Here is a 22288-nt window from a genome sequence, read left to right on the forward strand (position 1 = left end):
CCGACAGGCCTTTGGCAAGGTCGGCGCGCGAACATGGATGAGCAGGCAGATGGACGGCAGGTCGGACGACCAATCCGAAAGCTGGGATCCCTTCGGCAGACCGCTTTTCGGAGGTCCCGAGGCACGCGCCCTGGCCCGGGTCGGCGTGGTGGATATCGGGTCGAACTCCGTCCGGCTGGTGGTGTTCGACGGCGCGGCGCGCAGCCCGGCGTATTTCTTCAATGAAAAGGTGATGTGCGGCCTTGGCGCGGGTCTGGGCGAAACCGGGCACCTGTCGCCAGAGGGCCGCAAGCGCGCGCTTGGCGCATTGAAGCGCTTCGCCCTGCTGGGGGAGGCGATGGGCGCAGCCCCGCTGACGGTAGTGGCCACCGCCGCGATGCGCGATTCCAGCGACGGCGCCGAATTCCGTGCCCAGATCGAACGGGAGACGGGTCTGAAACCCTGGGTCATCGACGGAACGGAGGAGGCGCGCCTGTCGGCACAGGGCGTTCTTCTGGGCTGGCCGGGGGCGGAGGGCGTGGTCTGCGATATCGGCGGGTCGTCCATGGAACTGGCGGAATTGCGCGGCGGCATGGTCGGCCGGCGCGGGACGTCTCCCCTCGGCCCGCTGAAGCTGCGCGATGTCGAGGGCGGCAAGAAAGAGCTGGAGCGCTATATCGCCGAAGAGGTCGAGAAGCTGGTCGAATTGATGCCCCCCGCCCCGGCGCGGCTGTATCTGGTGGGGGGATCGTGGCGGGCCATTGCAAGGCTGGACATGGAGCGGCGCGGCTATCCGCTGACCGTTCTGCACGAATACCGGCTGGATCGCGCCTCGCTGGAAGAGACCATCGACTGGATCGCCGACAACGACCCTGACGCCCTGCGCGCGCGGACCGGCACCTCGTCCGACCGGATGGCGCTGGTTCCGCTGGCCGCACAGGTGCTGCGCAAGCTTGTGGCGCAACTCGCACCGCTTGAGATCGCAGTGTCCAGCTACGGTATTCGCGAAGGCCTGCTGTACGAGCAGATGCCGGGAGAGCTGCGCGCCCGCGACCCGCTGATCGAAGCCTGCCGCTTTGCCGAGGCCAGTGCCGCCCGCCTGCCGGGCTTCGGCAAGCAGCTCTACAACTTCGTCCTGCCGTTGTTCGGTGAGGCCGGGCCGGAAAAACGCCGTCTGATCCGTGCGGCCTGCCACCTGCACGACATCGCGTGGCGCGCCCATCCCGACTATCGCCACGAGGTCTGCTTTGACAGCGCGACGCGGGCCAATCTTGGCGGGCTGGAACACTGGGAACGGGTGTTTCTGGGCGTCTCGCTGCTGCACCGCTACAAGAACAACCGCTCCGGAAGCCGGTTCGAGCCGCTGTTCAAGTTGCTGACGTCCGAGCAACTGTCCGAGGCGGAAGTGCTTGGCAAGGCGATGCGCTTCGGGTCGATGTTTTCCACCGACGAACCGGATCGACTGGCCGAATTGCGGCTTTACACAAGCAAGAACCTGCTGGAACTGATCGTCTCGGCCCCCGCCGAACCGCTTTTCGGCGAGGTTGCGCAGGCTCGGCTTGCCTCGCTGGCCAAGTCGCTTGGGGTGGAAACCGAGGTGCAGATCCGCGCGGAGTGAGTGCTGCCGCCCGGATGGGCGTCAGTTCACGGCCTCCGCCGTCCAGACAACATAGTCCGCGAGCATCCGCTCCCGTTTCACGCCCTCCAGACGCGGCAAGATTTCGTCCAGTTCCTCAGCGGTGCAAACGCCACGCACCGGCCCGTCGAGCCGCCCCATCTCGTGATACCTGTCAAACTGGGTCGGCGTATTGAGACCGACAAACACCCGCCCGCCCGAGGCGAGGATGGACACCGCACCCGGCAGGAACCGGCTGTCCCGGTTCCAGTTGCAGGTGATCAGCCGTTCCTCCGGTCTCAGGCTTTGCCCGACCTCTGCCAGCACCTGCAACTGCGTCTGCAGCTTGTCGCTTTGGTACACTCCCAGTGTCTCGGGCGATTTGAAAGGGCTGCCGCTGACGGCTGACACGACGAGGACCAGCAACAAGGGCGCCCAGGGCCGCCGGAAGAAAGACAGGGAGACTGCGGCCAGTGCCACCGGCAACAGCGGCAGGAAGATCAGCGTATAGCGGGAATAGACGCTGCCGCCCGCCAGCAGCATGGCGACGACGTAGATCGCAAAGAGCGCCGGAAGCACGCGCAACTCCGGACGTTTCAGCCGCCACGGCAACCAGAGAAGCGCCGCGATCCCGGCCCAGCGCAGTACCGGTTCACCCACGATGACGAGTTGTTCGAACTGCTCCCACCCGCGCGGCTGTTTCAGCGGTGCAACTGGCGCGAACCGTTCGATCATCTGCCCGCCATAGAGGTCCTCGATCACTTCATAGCCGTACAGCACCGTCTGGAATGCCGGCCAGGCGAAGGTCAGCACCAGTGCAAGACGAAGCGCATAGCGGAAATGGACGTTTGTCTTGATGTCGGCATAACGGAAGCCCGACCCGACCTTTGCCAGCAAGAAAAGGAACAACCCGACCAGGACCAACGGCACGGGCGCCTTCTGCCACGCCCCCAGACCGACGGCCAGCGCACAGGCATACCACCAGCCCGGACGGCGCAGGGCGACAAGCGCCGCGGCCAGCGCAAGCACGGCAAACAGCGCGGCCCCACTGTCGAGCATTGCCGAGGCGGCATAAGCCCAGAACTGCGTGGAGCTTGCCAGAAGAAGCATCGCCGCGGGCACGGCCCACAGGTTCCACGGCATCACCAGGGCCGCCAGCAGCCCCGTCGCCACAAGCGTTGCCAGGGCAAAGACCATCGAGGGCAGCCGCACGGCCAAGGTCTGATCGACACCGGCCTGCATCAGCCCCGCACTCATCCAGTATTGCAGGGGCGGTTTGCGGAAGCTCGGCTCGTTCTTGTAATAAACCGTCAGCCAGTCGTCCTGCCGGGCAAAGCCCATCGTGCGGTCTAGGGTCGTAAACTCGTCATACTGGCTGATCCCGCCGGTCGGCAGCATCGGGATGTAGACAGCCGCGAATATCGCCAGCAGCGCGGCGGCCAGCAGCAAAGGGGCCCATGCCTGCCGGGCCGTGGGCAATGCCTGCCCGGCCGGACCCGGCTCACGCTCCAACACAAGGCGTGCAAGTTTCCGAAAACGGTCTGTCATGATGCGCCCATCCCGGCGGCCTGTGGTCACCCGGCCCTGTTAGGATGGATTGCAGGGGATTGCCACAGGCTCTGCCCGCTGTCCGCAGGCGCGCATGGCGTCAGATGTCGACTTCGCCGCCGTCGCCCGGCGGCGGCACCGGCGGGGTCTTGCGGCGGATGATGATGTCGCCGTTCGGCAGTTTCTCGGGCATCTCATAGGCGTCGATGTCGTCGATCAGCCGCATCAGTTCGCGCATCGCCGGTTCCATCGCCTCGGCAAGGTCGCGCATGGCCGGTTCCATCTTGTCGCCAAGGCCCTTGAAGAACAGGCGCATCCCTTCGCCCAGCAGGTCGATCCCTTCGGACATGCCATTGTCGGGCGTCGATCTGTCCTCCTGCGCGAAGACGGGGGACAACGGCAGCGCCAAGGCGAGCGTGAGGGCGGCAATCTTTTTCATGCGCCGCAATATAGGGCTGGCACACCCCCGTGTTAAGTCAAAGCGAGATATCGAGTGTAACCGGGAAGTGGTCCGACGCGGTCAACAGCGCCTGACGCAGCTCCGGCACGCCATAGATCGCCGGGTCGTCGAACGGATGCCAGATGCGCCATTCGGGCGAGCGGTCGCGCAGGTCGGAGGAGATCATCACATAGTCCAGCAAGGCCGACAGATACCGGTCTTCCTTGGCGATGAAAAAGCGCGCCGTGGTCGGCTTGGCCGCAAGCGGGGCCTGCAGGGCCTGCCGTGCATGGGGGTCGAACAGGCGTTCTTCAGGCGGGCCATCGATCCCCAGAACGATTTCCACGCCGGAGCTGCCAAACAGCTTTTCGTATTCATCAAGCCCGGGGCCATCGTTGAAATCCCCCAGAACCACCAGCGGCGCGCCCTCGGCCAGATGCGTCTCTACCCGCTGGCGCAGCCAGACGCATTGGGCAAGTTGCTTGCGACGGTTGGCGATGGATATCCGGATCACCTCATCCGGGGTCCTGGCGCCATGGGGCGCCTTCGACTTGGCGTGCACACCGATCATCCGAAAGGCGGCTCCGCTGGCCGTTTCGACCGCCAGTTCCAGGGGCGGCTTGGAAAAACGGATCAGTTCGGGGGCGGTGTCGACATCGACGTCGATCCGGAACACCCCGTCGAAACGCGGCGCATCGGGCGCCCCCTTCTTGCCTGTCGGATCGCCCCTGGGATCGTGGCGCACCGACAGGCGATCGGGATCGTAGAGAAAGGCGATCTCCTGCTGGGTATCGTTCACGAAGCCCACGATGGCCCGGCGGGCGCGCAGGCCCATGACGCGGGCAAAGGTCTCTAACGCCGGCACGGTGGCACGGCGGCCGTTGTGATCCGGGGCTTCGATCACCATTACCCCGTCGGCATCAAGCGCGGTGAAGACGATGCCCAGCGCCTCGATCTGCTCGTGCCGGCGCACGTTCTGTCGGCCCGACCAACCGTTATCATCCAGAAGCATACCGGCATCGTCAAAGAGGTTGTCGAACCACTCGACGTTATAGGTTGCCAGTCTCACCGCCCACGCTCTGCCGATATCGCCTCCCATGCGGCGTTGACGGCGATCAGACGCTTTTCGGCCAGTTTCACAGCCTCTTCCGGGACGCCGCGGGCCTGCATCCGGTCGGGATGGCTTTCGCGCACCTCCGCCCGCCACGCGGCGCGGATCGTGTCCAGGTCGTCGCTCGGATCGACGCCCAGAACCGTGTAGGGGTCGGGATGCGCATCGGGCACGAACCGCGCCCGCAAGGTGCGAAACTGCCGCCCGGTCAGGCCGAAGATTTCGGCCACGCGGGACAGAAAGGCGTCTTCCGCCGGGTGATAGGCCCCATCGGCCAGCGCGATGAAGAACAGCCCCTCCATCAGGTCGCAGATCGCGCCATCGGTTTCCTTGAACATGCGGCGGATGCGGTGGGCGTATTCCTCGAAACCGGCGACGTCCTGCCGGGCAAGGTCGAAAACGCGGGCGGCGTTGGCCTCTTCTGCGGGCGGGATGGTGAACACCTCGCGGAAGGCCGCAACCTCATCGCGCGTCACGCGCCCGTCGGCCTTGGCCATCTTTGCGCCCAGCGCAATCACGGCGATGGTAAAGGCGACGGTCCGTTCTGGCGGGGTGCGCAAATGGTCGAAGACCGTTGCCAGGCTTTCCCCCTTGGCAAGCGCAGAGATGGCATCGGCGATGCGGGACCACAGCGACATGGTGCCAGCTTACTCCCGCGTCGCGGGAAAGTCAGGCGCGGCGTCAAGCCGCTTTTGCATCAGCACCAGATCCAGCCATTGCCCCGCCTTGAACCCGACTTCCGGCAGGCGGGCGAGCTGCGCGTAACCGCGGGCGGCGTGAAAGGCCACGCCGTCCGGATTTGCGCCACTGACCCCGGCAATCATCGAATGCACGCCGCGCGCAGCGGCATGGGTTTCAAGTGCGGCCATCAGCGCATGGCCAAGCCCCCGCCCCCGCGCCGCCGGGGAAAGCAGGACCGTATGTTCCATCGTGCGGGCATAGCCGATGCCGGACCGGAACTGGCCGTAGGTGGCAAACCCCAGAACGCCCTCGCCCCCATCGGCGACCAGAAACCCCTGATCCGCCGCCGCGCGCCCCGCGATGATCCCGGCCACCTCCTCCGCCGTCTTTGTGGTGGCGTTGAAAGTCACCAGCGTGTCGCGGATATAGCCGTTCCAGATCGCCGCGATGCGGTCGGCCTCTGCTGGCGTTGCGTTTCGGATCGTCATGCACAGCCCCCGGGCCGGGCGGGCCGCGGCCCGGGCGTTTGCAGGGAACACAGGTCGTTTGCCATGTCGCGCACTCTTTCAAACCTCGTCGGCTGTGTCCGGGCACGCCAAAGATTGACATTTCCCGGCCAGGAACCATCTGCACCCCAAACATCCAGAAACAGCAAGACGGTTCAATGCTCCAGCGCGCAATCGACAGGTTTTTCAACCACGACGCCTCCGGCGGAATACTCCTGATGCTTTCGGCGGTGGCGGCGCTGGCAGTAGCAAACTCCTCGCTTCAGCCGGCCTATGACGGGTTTCTCAATGCGATCCTGACGGTCAAGCTGAATGGCGAAGGGTTGGAAAAGCCCCTGATCCTGTGGATCAATGACGGGCTGATGGCGGTCTTCTTCTTCCTGATCGGCCTGGAGCTGAAGCGGGAGATGCTGGAAGGCAAGCTGAAGAAGCCCGCCGATGTCATCCTTCCGGGCATGGCGGCGGTGGGCGGGATGGCCCTGCCCGCGATCGTCTATGCAACGCTGAACTGGGGCAATGCCGAGACGATCGGCGGATGGGCGATCCCGGCGGCCACCGATATCGCCTTTGCGCTTGGCGTGCTGGCGCTGCTGGGCGACCGGGTGCCTTCGGCGTTGAAGGTTTTCCTGCTGACCCTGGCGATCCTTGACGACCTTGGCGCCATCGTGATCATCGCCCTGTTCTATACCGCCGATCTGAAGGTGGACTATCTGCTGCTGGCGCTGCTGCCGCTGGCCGGGCTGATCGCGCTGAACCTCAAGGGCGCCCACAGGGTCGGTCCGTCGATCCTGCTGGGCATCGTGATGTGGTTCTTCGTTCTGAAATCGGGCGTTCATGCGACCCTTGCGGGGGTTATCACCGCCTTCTGCATCCCGCTGACGGACAAGTGGGGCAAGTCCCCCTTGCACGCGCTGGAACATTCACTGTCGCCCTATGTGCTCTATTTCATCGTGCCGGTCTTTGCCTTTGCGAATGCAGGTGTCGTGCTGGCGGGTCTGTCCCTGACAGACCTGCTGTCGCCCCTGCCGCTGGGCGTTGCGCTTGGTCTGATCCTCGGCAAGCAGATCGGCGTGTTCGGCGTGACGTTCCTGCTGGTCAAATCCGGACTTGCCCGCCTGCCCGAGGGGGTGAACTGGATGCACATCTACGGGCTGGCCTGCCTTGCAGGGATCGGCTTCACGATGTCGCTGTTCATCGGCTCGCTCAGCTTCGCGGACCAGTCGCTTATGAACAATGTCCGGCTGGGCGTTCTGGCGGGCTCGGCGATCTCGGCCGTCCTCGGCTATCTGGCGCTTCGGTTCCTCGCCGCGCCTGCACCCAAATCGCAAGCCGCGGTGGCCGAGTAACGCGATGGGCCTGCGGTCCGGGACGTGTATGCCCCGGACCGCGGCTTGATCAGGACCGCGCCTCGCGGATCAGGCGAAGAACGTCCTTGGCGGCAGACGGGATGTTGGTGCCCGGCCCAAAGATCGCCTTGACCCCGGCATTGTGCAGGAACTCGTAATCCTGATGCGGGATCACGCCGCCGCAGATCACGATGATGTCGTCCGCGCCCTGCGCCTTCAGCGCTTCGATCAGTTTGGGCGCCAGCGTCTTGTGACCGGCCGCCAGAGACGAGATGCCCACGACATGCACGTCGTTGTCGACGGCGTCCTGCGCGGCCTCTTCCGGCGTCTGGAATAGCGTACCCACATCGACGTCAAACCCGATATCGGCAAAGGCGGTGGCGATCACCTTGGCGCCGCGGTCGTGCCCGTCCTGCCCCATCTTGACGACAAGCATCCGCGGACGACGGCCTTCTTCCTCGGCGAAGGCATCGACGGATTTCTGGATCGCCTCGAAGTCGTTGTCGCCCTCATAGGCCGCACCGTAGACGCCCGAAAGCGTGCGCACATCGGCACTGTGCCGCCCGAATGCCTTTTCCATTGCCATGCTGATCTCCCCTACCGTGGCGCGGGCCCGCGCGGCCTCGACCGCGAGGCGCAAGAGGTTTCCTTCGCCGCTGCGTGCGGCGCCTTCCAGATCGGCCAGCGCCTGGTCGCAAGCGGACTGATCGCGGGCGGCCCGTATCTTCTCGATCCGCGCGATCTGCGACTGGCGCACCTTGACGTTGTCGATGTCGAGGATGTCGATCTCGTCCTCTTTCTCCAGCCGGAACTTGTTGACGCCGACGATGACCTCTTCGCCGCGGTCGACGCGGGCCTGCCATTTGGCGGCGGCCTCCTCGATCCGAAGCTTGGGCATGCCGCTGGCGACCGCCTTGGTCATCCCGCCCATTTCGTCGACTTCCTGAATGATCTTCCACGCCGCATCGGCCAGATCGGCGGTCAGCTTTTCGACATAATAGGAACCGGCAAGCGGGTCGACGACCTTGGTCACCTTGGTCTCGTTCTGCAGGATCAGCTGAGTGTTCCGCGCGATCCGGGCCGAGAATTCGGTAGGCAGCGCGATCGCCTCGTCAAAGGCGTTGGTGTGGAGCGACTGGGTGCCACCCAGAACCGCGCTCATCGCCTCGTACGCTGTGCGGACGATGTTGTTATAGGGGTCCTGCTCCTGCAGCGACACGCCAGAGGTCTGGCAGTGGGTCCGCAGCATCAGCGATTTCGGGTTCTTGGGATTGAACTCGCTCATGATGCGGTGCCACAGGAAACGGGCGGCGCGCAGCTTGGCGATTTCCATGAAGAAGTTCGTGCCGATGGCAAAGAAGAACGACAGCCGCCCGGCAAAGGCATCGACGTCCAGCCCGCGGGCCAGCGCCGCCTTCACATATTCCTTGCCGTCGGCCAGCGTGAAGGCCAGCTCCTGCACGAGGTTCGCGCCGGCCTCTTGCATGTGGTAGCCCGAGATCGAGATCGAGTTGAACTTGGGCATGTCGGACGAGGTGTATTCGATGATGTCCGAGATGATCCGCATCGACGGTTCGGGCGGATAGATATATGTGTTGCGCACCATGAACTCTTTCAGGATGTCGTTCTGGATGGTGCCCGACAGCAGCTGCCGGTCGACGCCCTGCTCCTCCCCCGCGACGATGAAATTGGCCATGATCGGGATCACCGCACCGTTCATGGTCATCGACACCGAGACCTTGTCCAGCGGGATGCCGTCAAAGAGGATCTTCATGTCCTCGACGCTGTCGATGGCCACACCGGCCTTGCCAACATCGCCCACGACGCGGGGGTGGTCGCTGTCATAGCCCCGGTGCGTGGCCAGGTCGAAGGCGACCGAGACCCCCTGTTGCCCCGCGGCCAGCGCCTTGCGGTAGAAGGCATTCGATTCCTCGGCCGTGGAAAAGCCCGCATATTGCCGGATCGTCCAGGGCCGGCCGGCATACATCGTCGCCTTGGGGCCGCGCGTATAGGGCGCAGAACCCGGGACGGAGCCCATGTGATCCAGCCCCTCGGTGTCATCCTCGGTGTAAAGCGGCTTGACCGCGATGCCTTCCGGCGTCTCCCAGGTCAAATCGTCCAGACTGCGCCCGCGCAGCTCTTTCGCGGCCATTTCGGCCCAGGCTTCGGTCTTGTCCGTCATCGGATCGTCCCTTCTCTCTTGAGACCCGCACAGAGTGCGGGTTCAGCCTTCGCTTTCCGCCCGCCGCGCTTATATGATGGCCGACAGGAGGGTTCATGAAAAATCGTTTCGCGGTTCTTTTGTTCGCGGGCCTCGTGCCCCTTGCCGGCGCAGCCTGGTCCGTCGAGGACCCCGCGCCCCTTGTCATGTGGCAGGCGGATCATTCGGTCGTCCTTCAGGCGAAGGATGTGGAGCTTGCCGACTTCCACTGGATCGCCCGGCCCGTCGTCGTCTTTGCCGACAGCCCGGCCGACCCGCGGTTCCGCCAGCAGATGGAATTCCTGATGGCGCGCATGGAGGAGTTGTCCGAGCGCGACGTGGTGGTGATCGCCGACACCGAACCCACGGCGCAAAGCGCGCTGCGCACCAAGTTGCGCCCGCGCGGCTTCATGCTGGTGCTGATCGGCAAGGATGGCGGCGTCAAGCTGCGCAAGCCCTTCCCGTGGGATGTGCGCGAAATCAGCCGATCCATCGACAAGATGCCAATGCGGCAACAGGAAATCCGCGACCGGCGCTAGGGTTTCAAGATGTCCCATCAGGCCCGCCCCCAAGCCGCCGCGAACCGCGCCGCACCGGGCAGGCGCTTGCGACAATGGCGCGAAACGCCTATATTCAAGCCACAGGCAATGGAGTGATGCGATGGCAAGTCCACGAAATACCCCTATTCCGGTGACCGGCCGGACGGGTCCGCGTCCGGGCTACTGATCCGTTTCGTTCCCAGCGCGCGGGCGATCCGCGCCTCTTCTGCAAGGGCGGCCGTTGGGCCGCCTTTTGCGTAGGCGGCGATCATTTTCAGCGCGTAGTCGCCATCGTTGAACGCCTGGATCTTCAGGTCGATATAGTCCGAATACATCGCGATGCGGCGTTCCGGTTCCAGCGTCTTGAACCGCTCCCCCCGCATGTCGTCGATCATCGCCTCGATCGCGAAAAGCTGGCTATAGTAGGACACGATGGGATCGATCGTCACCCGCGGCAGGATATGGATATCGGCCACCAGCGCCCGAAACACGGTGTCGTTCCGCTCCCGCGGGATCAGCGGCACATAGGTCTTGTCGAGTTGCATCCGCGTCACAAGATCATCGCGATAGGCCATCAGCGCCGCCACGCTGTCGAGGTTCGTCAGATAGGACGCGATCTCGGCATACAGCGCGCGATGCACGTCCCGCAAACGCTCCGCCCGAAGGGCGGCCGCCTCGCGCCGGTTCTGCCAGCCATTGACGATCCAGCCGATGGCCACGAAGGCCCCGGCCACAATCGCCTGCCAGATCCGGGCATCAAGGGCGGCCGTCTGGATCACTCGAAAAAACCCTCGTCAATCTCATGGACCTGAAACACCTGCTTGACCTGACACCCGACTTCGTAGGCGATCATCAGTTCCGCCAGCCGTGGCCCGTCAATAAGAACGATCCGGGCTCCCAACTTTTCCGCCGTGGCCTTTGCTGCCAGGGAAAAATGCGCAGTTGTTACAAAGATTCCTCGGGCGACATCCTTCATACCAAGGGCGCCGAAGAAATCACGGATCTCGCCCGACCCGACACTCGTCCCTTCCGCGTATCGCTTGGCTTGGACATAGACCTGATCGACCCCGAGCGGATCCTTGTCGATCACGCCGTCAACCCCATCGTCCCCGGCACCGCCCAAGACTGCCGATCTGCCCTTAGGCCCCCCATAGCCCATTGCCATAAGGAGACGCACGACGGTCTCCTCGAAGAACTTGGGTGAGCCTTCTCGCAACCTCGCGAGCAGTTCGGATGCCAAGCCGGAACGAATTTCCTCTTCGGCCTCAGCCATAATCTCATCAGGCGTGGCTTGCGTCACGCTTTCCGCGGACGAGGCCTCTACTGGGTCTTCTCCTGCACGGCTCGCTTTCTTCCGCGTCTTGAACTCAAGAAATGACGGGTAGCGTTCAAGATACTTGATCGTTATCCGCTCAGGTGCTTCGGCAAGTGCGCGGCGGCCTTCCTCAGTCGTCTCGAAAAATCCGCGGCGCGTCGCACGCACAAGACCTGCCTGCTTGAGGTACCCCCGCGCCCAGTGAACCCGGTTGGCCATACGGGTCTGCCGACCACTGGAGAGCAGTTCGGAACGCTCTGCCTCAGTCAAGCCGAACTGGTCGCACATGTCTTCGATGACGTCCGAGACACGCCGTTCTCCAGTCTCGGCCGACTGGAGAACGGGTCGCATCAAGGTTTGGAAATCCGGGATCACTCGAACTCCATGATCACTTCATCCACGGCAAGGCTGTCGCCGGGGCCGGCGTTGATCTTGGCAACGGTGCCCTTGCGCTCGGCCCGCAGGATATTTTCCATCTTCATCGCCTCGACAGTGCACAGCGCCTGGCCTTCCTGCACCTCCTGCCCCTCTTCGACGTCGATCTTCACGATCAGGCCCGGCATCGGACACAGAAGCAGCTTGGAGGTATCGGGCGGCAGTTTCTCGGGCATCAGCGCGGCCAGTTCGGCCTGCCGGGGCGTGTAGACCGCAACCTTGAAATCGGCCCCGCGATGGCGGATGCGGAACCCGTGGGGCGCCTTGCCGACCTTCAGAACCAGCGGCTCGCCGTCGATCTTGAGATGCGCCAGCGGTTGGCCCGGGGTCCAGTTCGACGTGACGCGGTGGTGATCGCCTTCGTCGAAATGCACGGTGGAGCCTTCATGGTCCGCGTCGATCCTGACGTCGAAGCGCGTACCGTCCGCCACCAGCACCCAGTCGCTGCCGACCGTGCGCTCGTGGTTGTCCATCCGGTCGGAAATCCGCGTGCGCCGGATCTCGGCCACGCGGAACATCGCGGCCGCCGCCGCGGCCACCTTGCGCAGCTCTTCCGATTGCAGTTTCACGCCGTCGAAGCCTTCGGGATATTCCTCGGCGATGAAGGCGGTGGTCATGTCGCCGGCGCAGAACTTGGGATGTTCCATCACCGCGGCAAGGAAGGGCAGGTTGTGGCCGATCCCTTCGACCTCGAACGCATCCAGCGCGGTGCGCATTTCTTCAATCGCCTGATCGCGGGTCGGGCCCCACGTGCACAGCTTGGCGATCATCGGGTCGTAATACATGCTGATCTCGCCGCCCTCGAAGACGCCGGTGTCGTTCCGGACGACAGCGGTTTCGTGGGCGGATTCCGCGGGCGGGCGATAGCGGGTCAGCCGCCCGATAGAGGGCAGGAAGTTGCGATAGGGATCCTCGGCATACAGCCGGCTTTCCATCGCCCAGCCATGCAGTTTGACGTCGGCCTGCGTGATCTTGAGTTTTTCGCCTGCCGCAACCTTGATCATCTGCTCGACCAGATCGATGCCGGTGATCAGTTCGGTAACGGGATGTTCCACCTGCAGGCGAGTGTTCATTTCGAGGAAGTAGAAGTTCTTCTCTCCATCGACGATGAACTCCACGGTGCCCGCGCTGGCATAGCCCACGGCCTTGGCCAATGCGACGGCCTGTTCGCCCATCGCCTTGCGGGTTGCGGCGTCAAGGAAGGGCGACGGCGCCTCCTCGATGACTTTCTGGTTCCGCCGCTGGATCGAACATTCGCGTTCGCCCAGATAGATGCAATTGCCATGCTTGTCGGCCAGCACCTGGATCTCGATATGGCGGGGTTGGGTGACGAATTTCTCGATGAAGATCCGGTCATCGCCGAAGGAGTTCGCCGCCTCGTTCTTGGACGACTGGAAACCCTCGCGCGCCTCTTCATCCGTCCAGGCGATGCGCATGCCCTTGCCGCCGCCGCCGGCGCTGGCCTTGATCATCACGGGATAACCGATCTCGCGGCTGATCTTCACCGCCTCGTCGGCATCCTCGATCAGGCCCATGTAACCGGGAACGGTAGAAACCCCGGCCTCCTGCGCGATCTTCTTGGAGGTGATCTTGTCGCCCATGGATTCGATCGCACCGGCCGGGGGGCCGATGAAGACGACGCCGGCCTTGTCCAGCGCCTCGGCAAACAGCTTGTTCTCGGACAGGAAGCCATAGCCTGGATGCACGGCCTCGGCGCCGCTTTCCTCGATCGCCTTCATGATCTTGTCGATCACGATGTAGGACTGGTTCGCGGGCGGCGGGCCGATATGGATCGCCTCGTCCGCCATCTCTACATGCAGGGCGTTGCGGTCGGCGTCCGAATAGACGGCAACCGTCTTGATACCCATCTTGCGGGCGGTCTTGATGACCCGGCAGGCGATCTCGCCCCGGTTCGCGATCAGGATCTTTTCGAACATGTCTGTCCCTTCCAGCGTTCGGCCGCGCCGTTTCCGGCCCGACCCTTACAAGATAAGGGAGCGCCGGGGCCGGATGCCCCGTCGGTCCCGATAGGAGTGATGGTGGAGAGGTGCGGCCGCCGCGCCCGCGTCATCGACGCCGTGCATGCCCGTGCGGACGGCCACGCAGCCCCCGCCCCATGCATGGGCCGAGGCTCGATGAAACGCGGGCCCGACAACGGGGCCCCGGTGTGAGATGAAAGCCCGCGGGCATGGCGGCCCGACCGGCCACCCACGCCCGAACGCCCAAATCGAGGCCTGACCCGTATGGGGCCAGACCTCGGGGTTGGGGAAGGGTAACGGTAGAAATAATCAACGAGACCGAGGGGAAAACGATCCCGCTGACATTTATTATTGTTCACGATTTCGAGACGAAAAGAAACCCCACAACCATCGGGCGAACGATAAATCGGGAAATTTCTTTTTAATTTGCCTAAATTTCGCGCAATCACAGGTCGTCCTCCCCTTCGAACAGTTCGGGGAAGGACGATCTTGCCGCAGCGAAGTCGATTCGCAACAGCGCCTCATAGCTTTCCGGATCGAACGGATCCTCGGCGGCAACGACCTCGCGTCCGAAGAACCATGACAGACGGCCGGCATCGAGATTTCCGCGTTCGAAAGGCTCCTCGCCGAAATACGCGATGAGCGCGGCAAGAAACCCTGCATCGGCCCGACAGTCCGCCGACCGGCGATCCCGGTAACGTTCCCGCGCCACAAGCGGCGTCGCCCCCGCCTTGTTCGCGCGCCGAATGGTGAACTGGAAATCGGTTCCTGGCAGGCGACTGGGAAAACCGCGATGTTTCAGCATGTCGCCGCCTCCCGTCCGATGCGCCTTTGGTCGTGTCCCATGTTCAAAACCCCGCCAACACGCAGCGATCGCCCTCGGGGCGGTAGGCTTCGAAGAATTGCGTGGCCTCGGGCATCACGGTGCCAAACGGTACCGGGCGGTCCATCAGCGTGATGACGATCTGGCCCGCCTGCGGCCCCATCTCGGGCAGACGCGGCAGGGCGTAGGTCTCGCACAGATATTCCATGTCCGCCTGTGCCGTCACGAAGGGCATGGCGTCCCCATCCCGTGCGATTTGCGGCGCAAGAAACCGGAAGCGGAGCGTCAGGCCCGCGGCCCCCGGTTCGCCCGAAACCGTATCGTGAAACGTGATCGGCTGGCCCGAGGGCACGTCGATCAGGTCTTGCGCCACAGCGCCTGCCGCCACCAACGCCGCCGAGATTGCAAACGGTGTCCCGACCCAGATCATCGCTCGGGCCTCCGGGCGAGGCAGTCGATCTCCACCAGCGCACCCACGGCCAGCGCCGTGACCCCGACGGTGGTGCGCGCCGGCAGACGGTCCGTGGGGAAATGGGCGGCATAAGTGTCGTTGAAGGTGGAGTAGTCGCGTTCGAATTCCGTCAGGTAGCAACGGCATTGCACGATGTGCGACAGATCGAGGCCCACGCCCTTCAACACGATTTCAAGGTTGCGCATCACCGCGCGGGTCTGCGCCACGATGCCCTCGGGCAGGGGCGCATCCGGGGCCGCGGGGTCGGTCGGCATCTGGCCGGTCAGGACGACCCAGCCATCGATCTCCACCGCATGGGAAAACGGGGCGACGGGGCGCGGGCCGTCCGCGATCATGTGGAACACCGGGGTCATGCGCCGTCTCTCCGCCGGGCATGGGCCAGCCACCGGGCGCGATGGCCCGCATCGGACAAAAGCGCGTTCAACTGCGCCTCGGCCTCCGCCTTCGGAAAGGGCCTGGCCGCGCGCCCGCCTGCGGTGACGCGCAGGTTCGCGCCGTCCTCTTCCACCCGCACCACGGGCGAAAAACCGCGAAGGGTTTGCAACAGCCGCCACATATCCTGCCGAATCTGGTGGGCAAGGCGCAGCTTGCGCGCGGGCGGAAAGACCGCCTGCACGCAAAGATCGAACCGGACGGGCATCTGCCGCGCAAGCGTCAGCGCGCCGTCCTCGGCCACGATATGCCACCCGCGCCGCGCCATCGCCTTACAACGGGATGTTGTCGTGCTTCTTCCACGGCCGCGCCATCTTCTTGTTGCGCAGCGCGGCGAAGGCACGGGCCACCCGGCGACGGGTCGAACGCGGCTGGATCACCTCGTCGATGAAGCCACGTTCGGCCGCGACGAAGGGGTTGGCGAAACGATCCTCGTAATCCTTGGTGCGCCGCGCGATCTTGTCGGTATCCCCCAGTTCGGAGCGATAGAGGATCTCGGTCGCGCCCTTGGCACCCATCACCGCGATCTCGGCGGTGGGCCAGGCATAGTTGAAATCGCCGCGCAGATGCTTGGACGACATCACGTCATAAGCCCCGCCATAGGCCTTGCGGGTGATGACCGTGACCTTCGGCACCGTTGCCTCGCCATAGGCGAACAGAAGCTTCGCACCGTGCTTGATGACGCCGCCATATTCCTGGCCGGTGCCGGGCAGGAAGCCGGGCACGTCGACCAGCGTCAGGATCGGGATCTCGAACGCATCGCAGAACCGCACGAAGCGCCCGGCCTTGCGCGAACTGTCAATATCCAGACAGCCCGCCAGCACCATCGGCTGGTTCGCGACCACACCCACCGTCCGACCTTCCAGCCGGATGAAGCCGGTGATGATGTTCTTCGCGAAATCGCCCTGAATCTCGTAGAAGTCGCCCTCGTCGGCGATCTTCGTGATCAGTTCCTTCATGTCGTAGGGCGTGTTGGGGTTGTCCGGGATCAGCGTGTCGAGGCTTTCATCGATCCGCTCGGGGTCGTCGAAGAAGGGCCGGACCGGCGATTTCGAGCGGTTGTTGAGCGGCAGGAAATCGACCAGCCGGCGCACCTCGTAAAGTGCCTCGACGTCGTTCTCGAACGCACCATCGGCGACGGAGCTTTTCTTGGTGTGGGTGGAGGCCCCGCCAAGTTCCTCGGCCGTGACGACCTCATTCGTGACGGTCTTCACCACGTCGGGGCCGGTGACGAACATGTAGGACGAATCACGCACCATGAAGATGAAGTCGGTCATCGCGGGGCTGTAGACCGCACCACCTGCGCACGGCCCCATGATCACGCTGATCTGCGGGATCACGCCGGAGGCCTCGATATTCCGCATGAAGACCTCGCCATAGCCGGCAAGGCTGTCCACGCCTTCCTGAATCCGGGCCCCGCCCGAGTCGTTCAGCCCGATCACCGGCGCGCCGTTCTGTACGGCCATATCCATGATCTTGCAGATCTTCTGGGCATGGGTGGCAGACACCGACCCGCCCAGAACGGTGAAGTCCTGGCTGAAGACATAGACCTGACGGCCGTTGATGGTGCCCCATCCGGTCACGACGCCGTCACCATAGGGGCGGTTTTCCTCCATCCCAAAATCGGTGCAACGATGGGCAACGAACATGTCGAACTCTTCAAAGCTGCCCTCGTCCAGCAGCAGCTCGACCCGCTCGCGCGCGGTCAGCTTGCCCTTCTTGTGCTGGCTGTCGATCCGCTTTTCACCCCCGCCCATGCGGGCGATGTCACGGCGGCGTTCGAGTTCGTTGAGGATGTCTTTCATCGGCGCAGGTCCCCTCCGCAAAATTTGCGGCAACCTAGCGGTCGCGCCCCGGCGGAAAAAGAGCAAAACGGCTAATTTGCAAATTATTGGCAGGCGCCGAACTGCGAATTGCAATTATGCAAATCCCGCCTCGGGCATCCTGCACGTCGACGGGAATGGACAAGACGCCCGTTCGCCCCTAGGTCGGTATCATGCCCGACACGCCCAAGGTGCGCTTTCTCGACCGCACCACGCCACCCCATATCGCGACGCTTGTCCTGCTTGCGGGGCTGTCTGCGCTGTCGATGAACATCTTCCTGCCGTCCCTGCCCAACATGACGGCACATTTCGACACCGAATACCGGCTGATGCAACTGTCGGTGGCGCTCTATCTTGCGGTGAACGCGGTGCTGCAACTGGTGATCGGTCCGATCTCCGACCGCTACGGGCGGCGCCCTGTTCTGCTTGTCTCGATCTTCCTTTTCCTGCTGACAACGGTGGGCTGCATCTTCGCCCCGACGGCCCAGGTCTTCCTTGCCTTCCGCATGGCGCAGGCGGTGATCGTCACGGGCATGGTGCTGAGCCGCGCGGTGGTGCGCGACATGGTGCCCGATGCACAGGCGGCCTCCATGATCGGTTACGTCACCATGGGCATGGCGCTGGTGCCGATGATCGGGCCGGCGATCGGCGGGGTTCTGGACCAGGCCTTTGGATGGCAGGCGAGTTTCGCGATGCTGCTCCTTGCCGGTATGGGCGTTCTTTATATCGTCTGGGCCGATCTTGGCGAAACGGCGAAACCTCAACCGATCAGCCTGCTGGCGCAGTTCCGTCTGTACCCGGAGCTTTTCAGCTCCCGCAGGTTCTGGGGCTATGCACTGGCGGCCAGCTTTGCCTCGGGCGCGTTCTTCGCCTATCTCGGCGGCGCGCCCTTCGTGGGCTCAGAGGTCCTTGGCCTGCCGCCGGCTGCCCTTGGGCTATACTTCGGGCTGGTCGCGCTTGGCTACATGGCCGGCAATTTCATCTCCGGCCGGTTCTCTGTGCGCGTCGGAATCAACGGGATGCTGTTTCGCGGCGCCGTGACGGCGGGGTTGGGGCCGGCCTTGTCCATGCTGCTCTTCGGGCTGGGCATCTTCCACCCGCTGTCGTTCTTTGGGCCGATGATGCTGGTGGGGCTTGGCAACGGAATGGTCTTGCCCAATGCCACCGCAGGCATGTTGTCGGTGCGCCCGCATCTGGCCGGCACCGCCAGCGGTCTGGGCGGCGCCATCATGATCGGCGGCGGCGCGGGGCTGTCGGCATTGGCCGGTGCTCTGCTGGTCCCCGGAACCGGGGCATGGCCGCTTTTGGCGATCATGGTCACGACCTCTGTCATGGCTGTATTTGCCACGGTCTATGTCGAACGGATCGACCGGCGCGAAGGTCCGCTATCGGGCCGCCTCCCCCCGAAAGCACGGCCGCCCCGGGCCTGACGACAGCTTGCGGGCGTGCTTTGCAAAGGCTAGAACGCAAGATGGCTAAACTGCAAACCGGACGGGCACGATGGCGACACCCAAACTCTATGCCGGGGTCAAGCTGCGCGAGACGCGGATGCGGCTGGGCCTGACGCAAAAGGACTTCGCGGCCAAGCTGGGGATCTCCCTGCCCTATCTGAACCAGATGGAAAACAACCATCGGCCGGTGTCCTCGGCGGTGTTGCTGGCGCTGGCCTCCGAATTCGGGTTCGACGTGACGGAGTTGTCGACGGGCGATGCCGAACGTCTTGTGTCGGATATGCGGGAGGCCCTGGCCGACCCGGTCTTCGGCGACCTCGCCCCACCCGTGGCCGACCTGCGCCTTGCCGCGTCGAACGCCCCGGCGCTGGCCCGCGCCTTTCTGGAACTGCACCGGGCCTATCGCCAAAGCCACGAGCGGCTCGCCTCGCTGGACGAGGCGCTGGGGCGGGAGGATGCCAGCCTCAGCCCCTCGCCATGGGAGGAGGTGCGGGACTTCTTCCACTATTGCGACAACTATATCGATGCCGTGGATCGGGCGGCAGAGTGGTTCATGCGCCAGGCGGGGGCCGAGGCCGATGCCGAACAAGCCGCCGCCGCGGCGCTGGCGGCATCCGGTATCACCCTGCGCCGGGCGGATATCGCGGGCCTGCGGCATTTCGACGGGGAATCCCGGACCCTGACGCTCTCCTCCCGCCTGCAGGGGCCGACGCGGCGGTTTCAGCTTCTGCATCAACTGGCACTCATCACCCAGTCGAAGCTGCTGGAGGCCACGCTCGACCTTGCCCGGTTCCAAAGCCCCGAGGCCCGCGCCATCGCCCGCATCGGAATGGCCAACTATTTTGCCGGTGCCGCGCTTTTGCCCTATGGCCGGTTTCTGGAGGCCGCGCAGGAAACCCGCCACGATCTGGAACTGTTGGCCGACCGGTTCGGGGCGTCCATCGAACAGGTGGCCCATCGGCTGTCCACCCTGCAACGGCCCGGCGCCAAGGGCGTGCCGTTCTTCTTCGTCCGGGTCGATCAGGCGGGCACGATCACCAAGCGGCACTCGGCCACGCGCCTGCAATTCGCACGCTTCGGGGGGGCCTGCCCGCTCTGGTGCGTACATCGCGCATTCGAAACACCGGGGCGGTTCCTGCGGCAACTGGCCGAGACGCCGGACGGGGTGCGTTATTTCTGCCTCGCCTGCGATGTGTCGAAACGCGGCGGCGCCTGGGGGGCACCGGTGCGCCGCTTTGCCATCGGGCTGGGCTGCGAGTTGCGCCATGCCGGGCAACTTGTCTACACCGACGATCTTGACCTAGCAAACTCCGCGGCGTTCGAACCGATCGGGATTTCCTGCCGCATTTGCGAACGCCGAAACTGCCCGCAACGCGCCGTCCCCCCCATTGGAACGGCGGCTGAGCGTCGATGCGAACCGCCGGGGCGTTCTGCCCTATGAAGTCGCGGAATAGCGCCAGCGCTGTCAGGCGTCTTCCTGATGGTTCAGGATATGCGCGATCTCGTCCTTCAGATGCATCCGCTGCTTGCGCATCTCTGTCAGGTGCAGGTCGTCCGTCGGCTCGATATCGGTTTCCGCCCGGTGCACGGCGCCGTTGATCTCGTGATACTCGTCGAAAAGCTTTGCGAAATGCGCGTCTTTCTCTTTCAACGTGTGGATCAGATCGACCTTGTCGGGGAAATCCTCGGCCAGTTCATGGGGTGTGTTGGACATCCCGTCCTCCTCGATGCGTTTTTCGGGTTTGACCACGTTAGGAGTCGCCCGCAAGCGCCGTCCTTGACCCCGATCAAACCGGGTCGTTCATCCGGCGATCTCTTCGCCCCGCCGTTTCAACACCGCCTCCCGCCATGTGATGAAGACCACGGCGCCCACGATCATCGCCCCGCCCAAGAGCACCCAGCCATCGACCCCTTCGCCGAACAGCAGCCAGCCGGCCAGCGTCGACCAGACCAGTTGCAGGAAGGTCACCGGCTGCGTGACCATCAAGGGGGCCGCCCGGAAGGCGCGGGTCATCGTGTAGTGACCCGCCGTCGCGAAGAAAGCCACAAGGAAAAGCCAGAACACCTGCACCGGCGTCGGTGTCACCCAGACCGCAAGGGCGAGGGGCGCCAGCAACAGCGTGACCGTCACCGACAGCATCGCCACCACCACCGCGGCGCTGTCCCGCTCGCTCAGCTTCTTCGCGGTGAGGTAGGACGCGCCGAAGAACAGGGCCGTGAAGAGCATGGCTATATGCCCGTCGGAGATTTCCCGAAAGCCGGGTCGCAGGATCACCAGAACACCGGCAAAGGCCAGCGCGATGGCAAGGATACGGCGGGCGGCCAAGCGTTCCCCGAATACAAGCGCCGCCCCGATGGTGACGTAAACCGGGTTGAGGTAGTTCATCGCCGTCACCTCGGCGATGGGAATGCGGGTCATGGCGTAAAACCAGCAGATCACGCCAAACGCATGCGCAAGCCCACGGCCCGAATAGAGCATGAGCGCCCGGCCGTTCAGCCCCGCACGCATCAGCGGCCCCAGAAACGGGATCAGAAAGACAAGCCCCAAGAGATAGCGCAGGAACGCCGCTTGCGGTGCGGGAACACCGTCTCCGACAAGCTTCACAAGAGAGATGACAGCGACGAAATTGGCCCCCGTCGCCAGCATCCAAAGGATGCCGGCAATCGGCCTGTCTTGCGTTGGAATGTCCCGCCCTTCCGCCATTGGCGGACTTCACCCCAAGACCGTTCGGAAGACAAGCGGTGGCGTGGCGTCACGCGCCGGCAAGCACCCCTCGTCGCCTAGAGCTGCGCCAGAACCTCGTCACTGGCTTCGAAATTGGTCGTCACGCGCTGCACGTCGTCGTCGTCTTCCAGCGCATCGACCAGTTTCATCAGCTTCTGCATGCCGTCCAGATCCAGTTCCGTCGTTGTCGTGGGTTTCCAGATCAGCTTGGTCGACTCGCTTTCACCAAGCTCTGCCTCAAGCGCCGTGGCGACCTCGTTCAGGTCGGTATCGGCGCAGATGATGCTGTGCCCGTCTTCAGAGCTTTCCACGTCTTCTGCGCCCGCCTCGATCGCGGCCATCATCACGGTGTCGGCGTCGCCAACCGTGGCCGGATAGGTGATTTCACCCTTGCGCTCGAACATGAAGGCGACCGATCCGGTCTCGCCCAGGTTGCCGCCGTTCTTGGTGAAGGTGGAGCGCACGTTCGACGCGGTACGGTTGCGGTTGTCGGTCATCGCCTCGACGATCACCGCCACGCCGCTGGGGCCATAGCCCTCGTACCGGATTTCCTCGTAATCCTCGCTGTCGCCGCCGGTGGCCTTCTTGATCGCCCGGTCGATCACGTCCTTGGGGACGGAGTTCGACTTGGCTTCCTTCACCGCCAGCCGCAGACGCGGATTCTTTTCAGGATCGGGGTCGCCCATCTTGGCCGCAACGGTGATTTCCTTGCTGAGCTTGGAAAACAGCTTTGACCGCGCCGCATCCTGCCGGCCCTTGCGGTGCTGGATGTTCGCCCATTTTGAATGGCCTGCCATGGAACCCTCTCCGACATCTGACTGCGACGGCGCTGTCTATATGTCAGCCGCGCGGGCGCGCGCAAGCCCGTG

At 64.1% G+C, this 22288-nt stretch carries 22 protein-coding genes; 5 read left to right on the plus strand and 17 right to left on the minus strand.

The window, feature by feature from the left end:
* The first annotated feature begins 49 nt into the window (after positions 1–49).
* Complete coding sequence (locus RGUI_RS07965) at positions 50–1597, plus strand: Ppx/GppA family phosphatase (protein WP_081532564.1); 1548 nt, start codon at positions 50–52, stop codon at positions 1595–1597.
* A 21-nt stretch (positions 1598–1618) separates the two neighbouring features.
* Here the strand turns inward: RGUI_RS07965 and RGUI_RS07970 are convergent, their stop codons facing one another.
* The 5 genes from RGUI_RS07970 to RGUI_RS07990 form a co-directional block, all read right to left on the minus strand.
* On the minus strand, positions 1619–3142 hold the full coding sequence (locus tag RGUI_RS07970) for a glycosyltransferase family 39 protein (RefSeq protein ID WP_081532565.1): 1524 nt from the start codon (positions 3140–3142) through the stop codon (positions 1619–1621).
* A gap of 100 nt (positions 3143–3242) precedes the next feature.
* Positions 3243–3581, minus strand: coding sequence for a hypothetical protein (locus RGUI_RS07975; RefSeq protein WP_081532566.1), 339 nt, complete (start codon positions 3579–3581; stop codon positions 3243–3245).
* Positions 3582–3618: 37 nt separating this feature from the next.
* A complete protein-coding gene (locus tag RGUI_RS07980) occupies positions 3619–4650 on the minus strand; it encodes an endonuclease/exonuclease/phosphatase family protein (RefSeq protein ID WP_081532567.1) in 1032 nt (343 codons plus the stop codon).
* A complete protein-coding gene (locus RGUI_RS07985) occupies positions 4647–5330 on the minus strand; it encodes a molecular chaperone DjiA (protein WP_081532568.1) in 684 nt (227 codons plus the stop codon). Before RGUI_RS07985 ends, RGUI_RS07980 begins: the two co-directional genes overlap by 4 nt.
* A 9-nt stretch (positions 5331–5339) precedes the next feature.
* Entirely contained in the window at positions 5340–5861 is a 522-nt protein-coding gene (locus RGUI_RS07990; RefSeq protein ID WP_081536015.1) for a GNAT family N-acetyltransferase, read from the minus strand.
* A 176-nt stretch (positions 5862–6037) separates the two neighbouring features.
* On the opposite strand from RGUI_RS07990, the gene nhaA reads away from it, so the two are divergent.
* Positions 6038–7225 carry a Na+/H+ antiporter NhaA gene (gene nhaA / locus RGUI_RS07995; RefSeq protein WP_081532569.1) on the plus strand — a complete coding sequence of 396 codons (1188 nt, stop codon included), beginning with the start codon at positions 6038–6040 and terminating at the stop codon, positions 7223–7225.
* 49 nt (positions 7226–7274) lie between these two features.
* On the opposite strand, the gene scpA is transcribed toward nhaA, so the two are convergent.
* The gene (gene scpA / locus RGUI_RS08000; RefSeq protein WP_081532570.1) at positions 7275–9407 is read right to left on the minus strand and encodes a methylmalonyl-CoA mutase; all 2133 of its coding nucleotides are present in this window, start codon (positions 9405–9407) and stop codon (positions 7275–7277) included.
* Between the two features lie 95 nt (positions 9408–9502).
* Here scpA and RGUI_RS08005 point away from each other — a divergent pair, with 95 nt between their 5' ends.
* Complete coding sequence (locus RGUI_RS08005; protein WP_081532571.1) at positions 9503–9964, plus strand: DUF4174 domain-containing protein; 462 nt, start codon at positions 9503–9505, stop codon at positions 9962–9964.
* A 143-nt stretch (positions 9965–10107) separates the two neighbouring features.
* On the opposite strand, the gene RGUI_RS08010 is transcribed toward RGUI_RS08005, so the two are convergent.
* From RGUI_RS08010 to RGUI_RS08045, 8 genes are all read right to left on the minus strand, one after another.
* The gene (locus RGUI_RS08010) at positions 10108–10743 is read right to left on the minus strand and encodes a hypothetical protein (RefSeq protein ID WP_081532572.1); all 636 of its coding nucleotides are present in this window, start codon (positions 10741–10743) and stop codon (positions 10108–10110) included.
* Positions 10740–11654 (minus strand): restriction endonuclease, encoded by a 915-nt coding sequence (locus tag RGUI_RS08015; RefSeq protein ID WP_253799014.1) that lies wholly within the window; start codon positions 11652–11654, stop codon positions 10740–10742. Before RGUI_RS08015 ends, RGUI_RS08010 begins: the two co-directional genes overlap by 4 nt.
* Positions 11651–13651 (minus strand): acetyl/propionyl/methylcrotonyl-CoA carboxylase subunit alpha, encoded by a 2001-nt coding sequence (locus tag RGUI_RS08020; RefSeq protein ID WP_081532573.1) that lies wholly within the window; start codon positions 13649–13651, stop codon positions 11651–11653. The genes RGUI_RS08015 and RGUI_RS08020 overlap by 4 nt, the downstream gene beginning before the upstream one ends.
* Before the next feature lie 487 nt (positions 13652–14138).
* The gene (locus RGUI_RS08025) at positions 14139–14498 is read right to left on the minus strand and encodes a hypothetical protein (RefSeq protein WP_081532574.1); all 360 of its coding nucleotides are present in this window, start codon (positions 14496–14498) and stop codon (positions 14139–14141) included.
* 43 nt (positions 14499–14541) lie between these two features.
* On the minus strand, positions 14542–14946 hold the full coding sequence (locus RGUI_RS08030) for a DUF6497 family protein (protein WP_253799017.1): 405 nt from the start codon (positions 14944–14946) through the stop codon (positions 14542–14544).
* Positions 14943–15341 (minus strand): RidA family protein, encoded by a 399-nt coding sequence (locus RGUI_RS08035; protein ID WP_081532575.1) that lies wholly within the window; start codon positions 15339–15341, stop codon positions 14943–14945. Before RGUI_RS08035 ends, RGUI_RS08030 begins: the two co-directional genes overlap by 4 nt.
* On the minus strand, positions 15338–15688 hold the full coding sequence (locus RGUI_RS08040) for a hypothetical protein (protein ID WP_081532576.1): 351 nt from the start codon (positions 15686–15688) through the stop codon (positions 15338–15340). The genes RGUI_RS08035 and RGUI_RS08040 overlap by 4 nt, the downstream gene beginning before the upstream one ends.
* A gap of 4 nt (positions 15689–15692) precedes the next feature.
* Positions 15693–17225 carry an acyl-CoA carboxylase subunit beta gene (locus RGUI_RS08045; RefSeq protein WP_081532577.1) on the minus strand — a complete coding sequence of 511 codons (1533 nt, stop codon included), beginning with the start codon at positions 17223–17225 and terminating at the stop codon, positions 15693–15695.
* A 191-nt stretch (positions 17226–17416) separates the two neighbouring features.
* Between RGUI_RS08045 and RGUI_RS08050 the strand changes: the two genes are divergently transcribed.
* Positions 17417–18673: a multidrug effflux MFS transporter gene (locus tag RGUI_RS08050; RefSeq protein WP_081532578.1), complete on the plus strand. Its 1257-nt coding sequence runs from the start codon at positions 17417–17419 to the stop codon at positions 18671–18673.
* 70 nt (positions 18674–18743) lie between these two features.
* Positions 18744–20135 (plus strand): short-chain fatty acyl-CoA regulator family protein, encoded by a 1392-nt coding sequence (locus tag RGUI_RS08055; RefSeq protein WP_371587321.1) that lies wholly within the window; start codon positions 18744–18746, stop codon positions 20133–20135.
* Between the two features lie 24 nt (positions 20136–20159).
* Here the strand turns inward: RGUI_RS08055 and RGUI_RS08060 are convergent, their stop codons facing one another.
* The 3 genes from RGUI_RS08060 to RGUI_RS08070 form a co-directional block, all read right to left on the minus strand.
* The gene (locus RGUI_RS08060) at positions 20160–20408 is read right to left on the minus strand and encodes a YdcH family protein (protein WP_081536018.1); all 249 of its coding nucleotides are present in this window, start codon (positions 20406–20408) and stop codon (positions 20160–20162) included.
* An 87-nt stretch (positions 20409–20495) separates the two neighbouring features.
* The gene (locus tag RGUI_RS08065; protein WP_081532579.1) at positions 20496–21398 is read right to left on the minus strand and encodes a DMT family transporter; all 903 of its coding nucleotides are present in this window, start codon (positions 21396–21398) and stop codon (positions 20496–20498) included.
* A 77-nt stretch (positions 21399–21475) separates the two neighbouring features.
* Positions 21476–22216 carry a YebC/PmpR family DNA-binding transcriptional regulator gene (locus RGUI_RS08070; protein WP_081532580.1) on the minus strand — a complete coding sequence of 247 codons (741 nt, stop codon included), beginning with the start codon at positions 22214–22216 and terminating at the stop codon, positions 21476–21478.
* Positions 22217–22288: the final 72 nt, after the last annotated feature.

Origin of the sequence: Rhodovulum sp. P5, assembly GCF_002079305.1 — a bacterium.
GTDB lineage: Bacteria > Pseudomonadota > Alphaproteobacteria > Rhodobacterales > Rhodobacteraceae > Rhodovulum.

Coding starts and splice junctions, on each gene's coding strand:
- RGUI_RS08055 (WP_371587321.1), top strand. CDS start 18,744: ATGGCGACACCCAAACTCTATGCCGGGGTCAAGCTGCGCGAGACGCGG.
- RGUI_RS07990 (WP_081536015.1), bottom strand. CDS start 5,861: ATGACGATCCGAAACGCAACGCCAGCAGAGGCCGACCGCATCGCGGCG.
- RGUI_RS07965 (WP_081532564.1), top strand. CDS start 50: ATGGACGGCAGGTCGGACGACCAATCCGAAAGCTGGGATCCCTTCGGC.
- RGUI_RS07970 (WP_081532565.1), bottom strand. CDS start 3,142: ATGACAGACCGTTTTCGGAAACTTGCACGCCTTGTGTTGGAGCGTGAG.
- RGUI_RS08070 (WP_081532580.1), bottom strand. CDS start 22,216: ATGGCAGGCCATTCAAAATGGGCGAACATCCAGCACCGCAAGGGCCGG.
- RGUI_RS08020 (WP_081532573.1), bottom strand. CDS start 13,651: ATGTTCGAAAAGATCCTGATCGCGAACCGGGGCGAGATCGCCTGCCGG.
- RGUI_RS08025 (WP_081532574.1), bottom strand. CDS start 14,498: ATGCTGAAACATCGCGGTTTTCCCAGTCGCCTGCCAGGAACCGATTTC.
- RGUI_RS08005 (WP_081532571.1), top strand. CDS start 9,503: ATGAAAAATCGTTTCGCGGTTCTTTTGTTCGCGGGCCTCGTGCCCCTT.
- RGUI_RS08050 (WP_081532578.1), top strand. CDS start 17,417: ATGCCCGACACGCCCAAGGTGCGCTTTCTCGACCGCACCACGCCACCC.
- RGUI_RS08060 (WP_081536018.1), bottom strand. CDS start 20,408: ATGTCCAACACACCCCATGAACTGGCCGAGGATTTCCCCGACAAGGTC.
- RGUI_RS08040 (WP_081532576.1), bottom strand. CDS start 15,688: ATGGCGCGGCGCGGGTGGCATATCGTGGCCGAGGACGGCGCGCTGACG.
- RGUI_RS08030 (WP_253799017.1), bottom strand. CDS start 14,946: ATGATCTGGGTCGGGACACCGTTTGCAATCTCGGCGGCGTTGGTGGCG.
- RGUI_RS07975 (WP_081532566.1), bottom strand. CDS start 3,581: ATGAAAAAGATTGCCGCCCTCACGCTCGCCTTGGCGCTGCCGTTGTCC.
- nhaA (WP_081532569.1), top strand. CDS start 6,038: ATGCTCCAGCGCGCAATCGACAGGTTTTTCAACCACGACGCCTCCGGC.
- RGUI_RS07985 (WP_081532568.1), bottom strand. CDS start 5,330: ATGTCGCTGTGGTCCCGCATCGCCGATGCCATCTCTGCGCTTGCCAAG.
- RGUI_RS08045 (WP_081532577.1), bottom strand. CDS start 17,225: ATGAAAGACATCCTCAACGAACTCGAACGCCGCCGTGACATCGCCCGC.
- scpA (WP_081532570.1), bottom strand. CDS start 9,407: ATGACGGACAAGACCGAAGCCTGGGCCGAAATGGCCGCGAAAGAGCTG.
- RGUI_RS08065 (WP_081532579.1), bottom strand. CDS start 21,398: ATGGCGGAAGGGCGGGACATTCCAACGCAAGACAGGCCGATTGCCGGC.
- RGUI_RS08035 (WP_081532575.1), bottom strand. CDS start 15,341: ATGACCCCGGTGTTCCACATGATCGCGGACGGCCCGCGCCCCGTCGCC.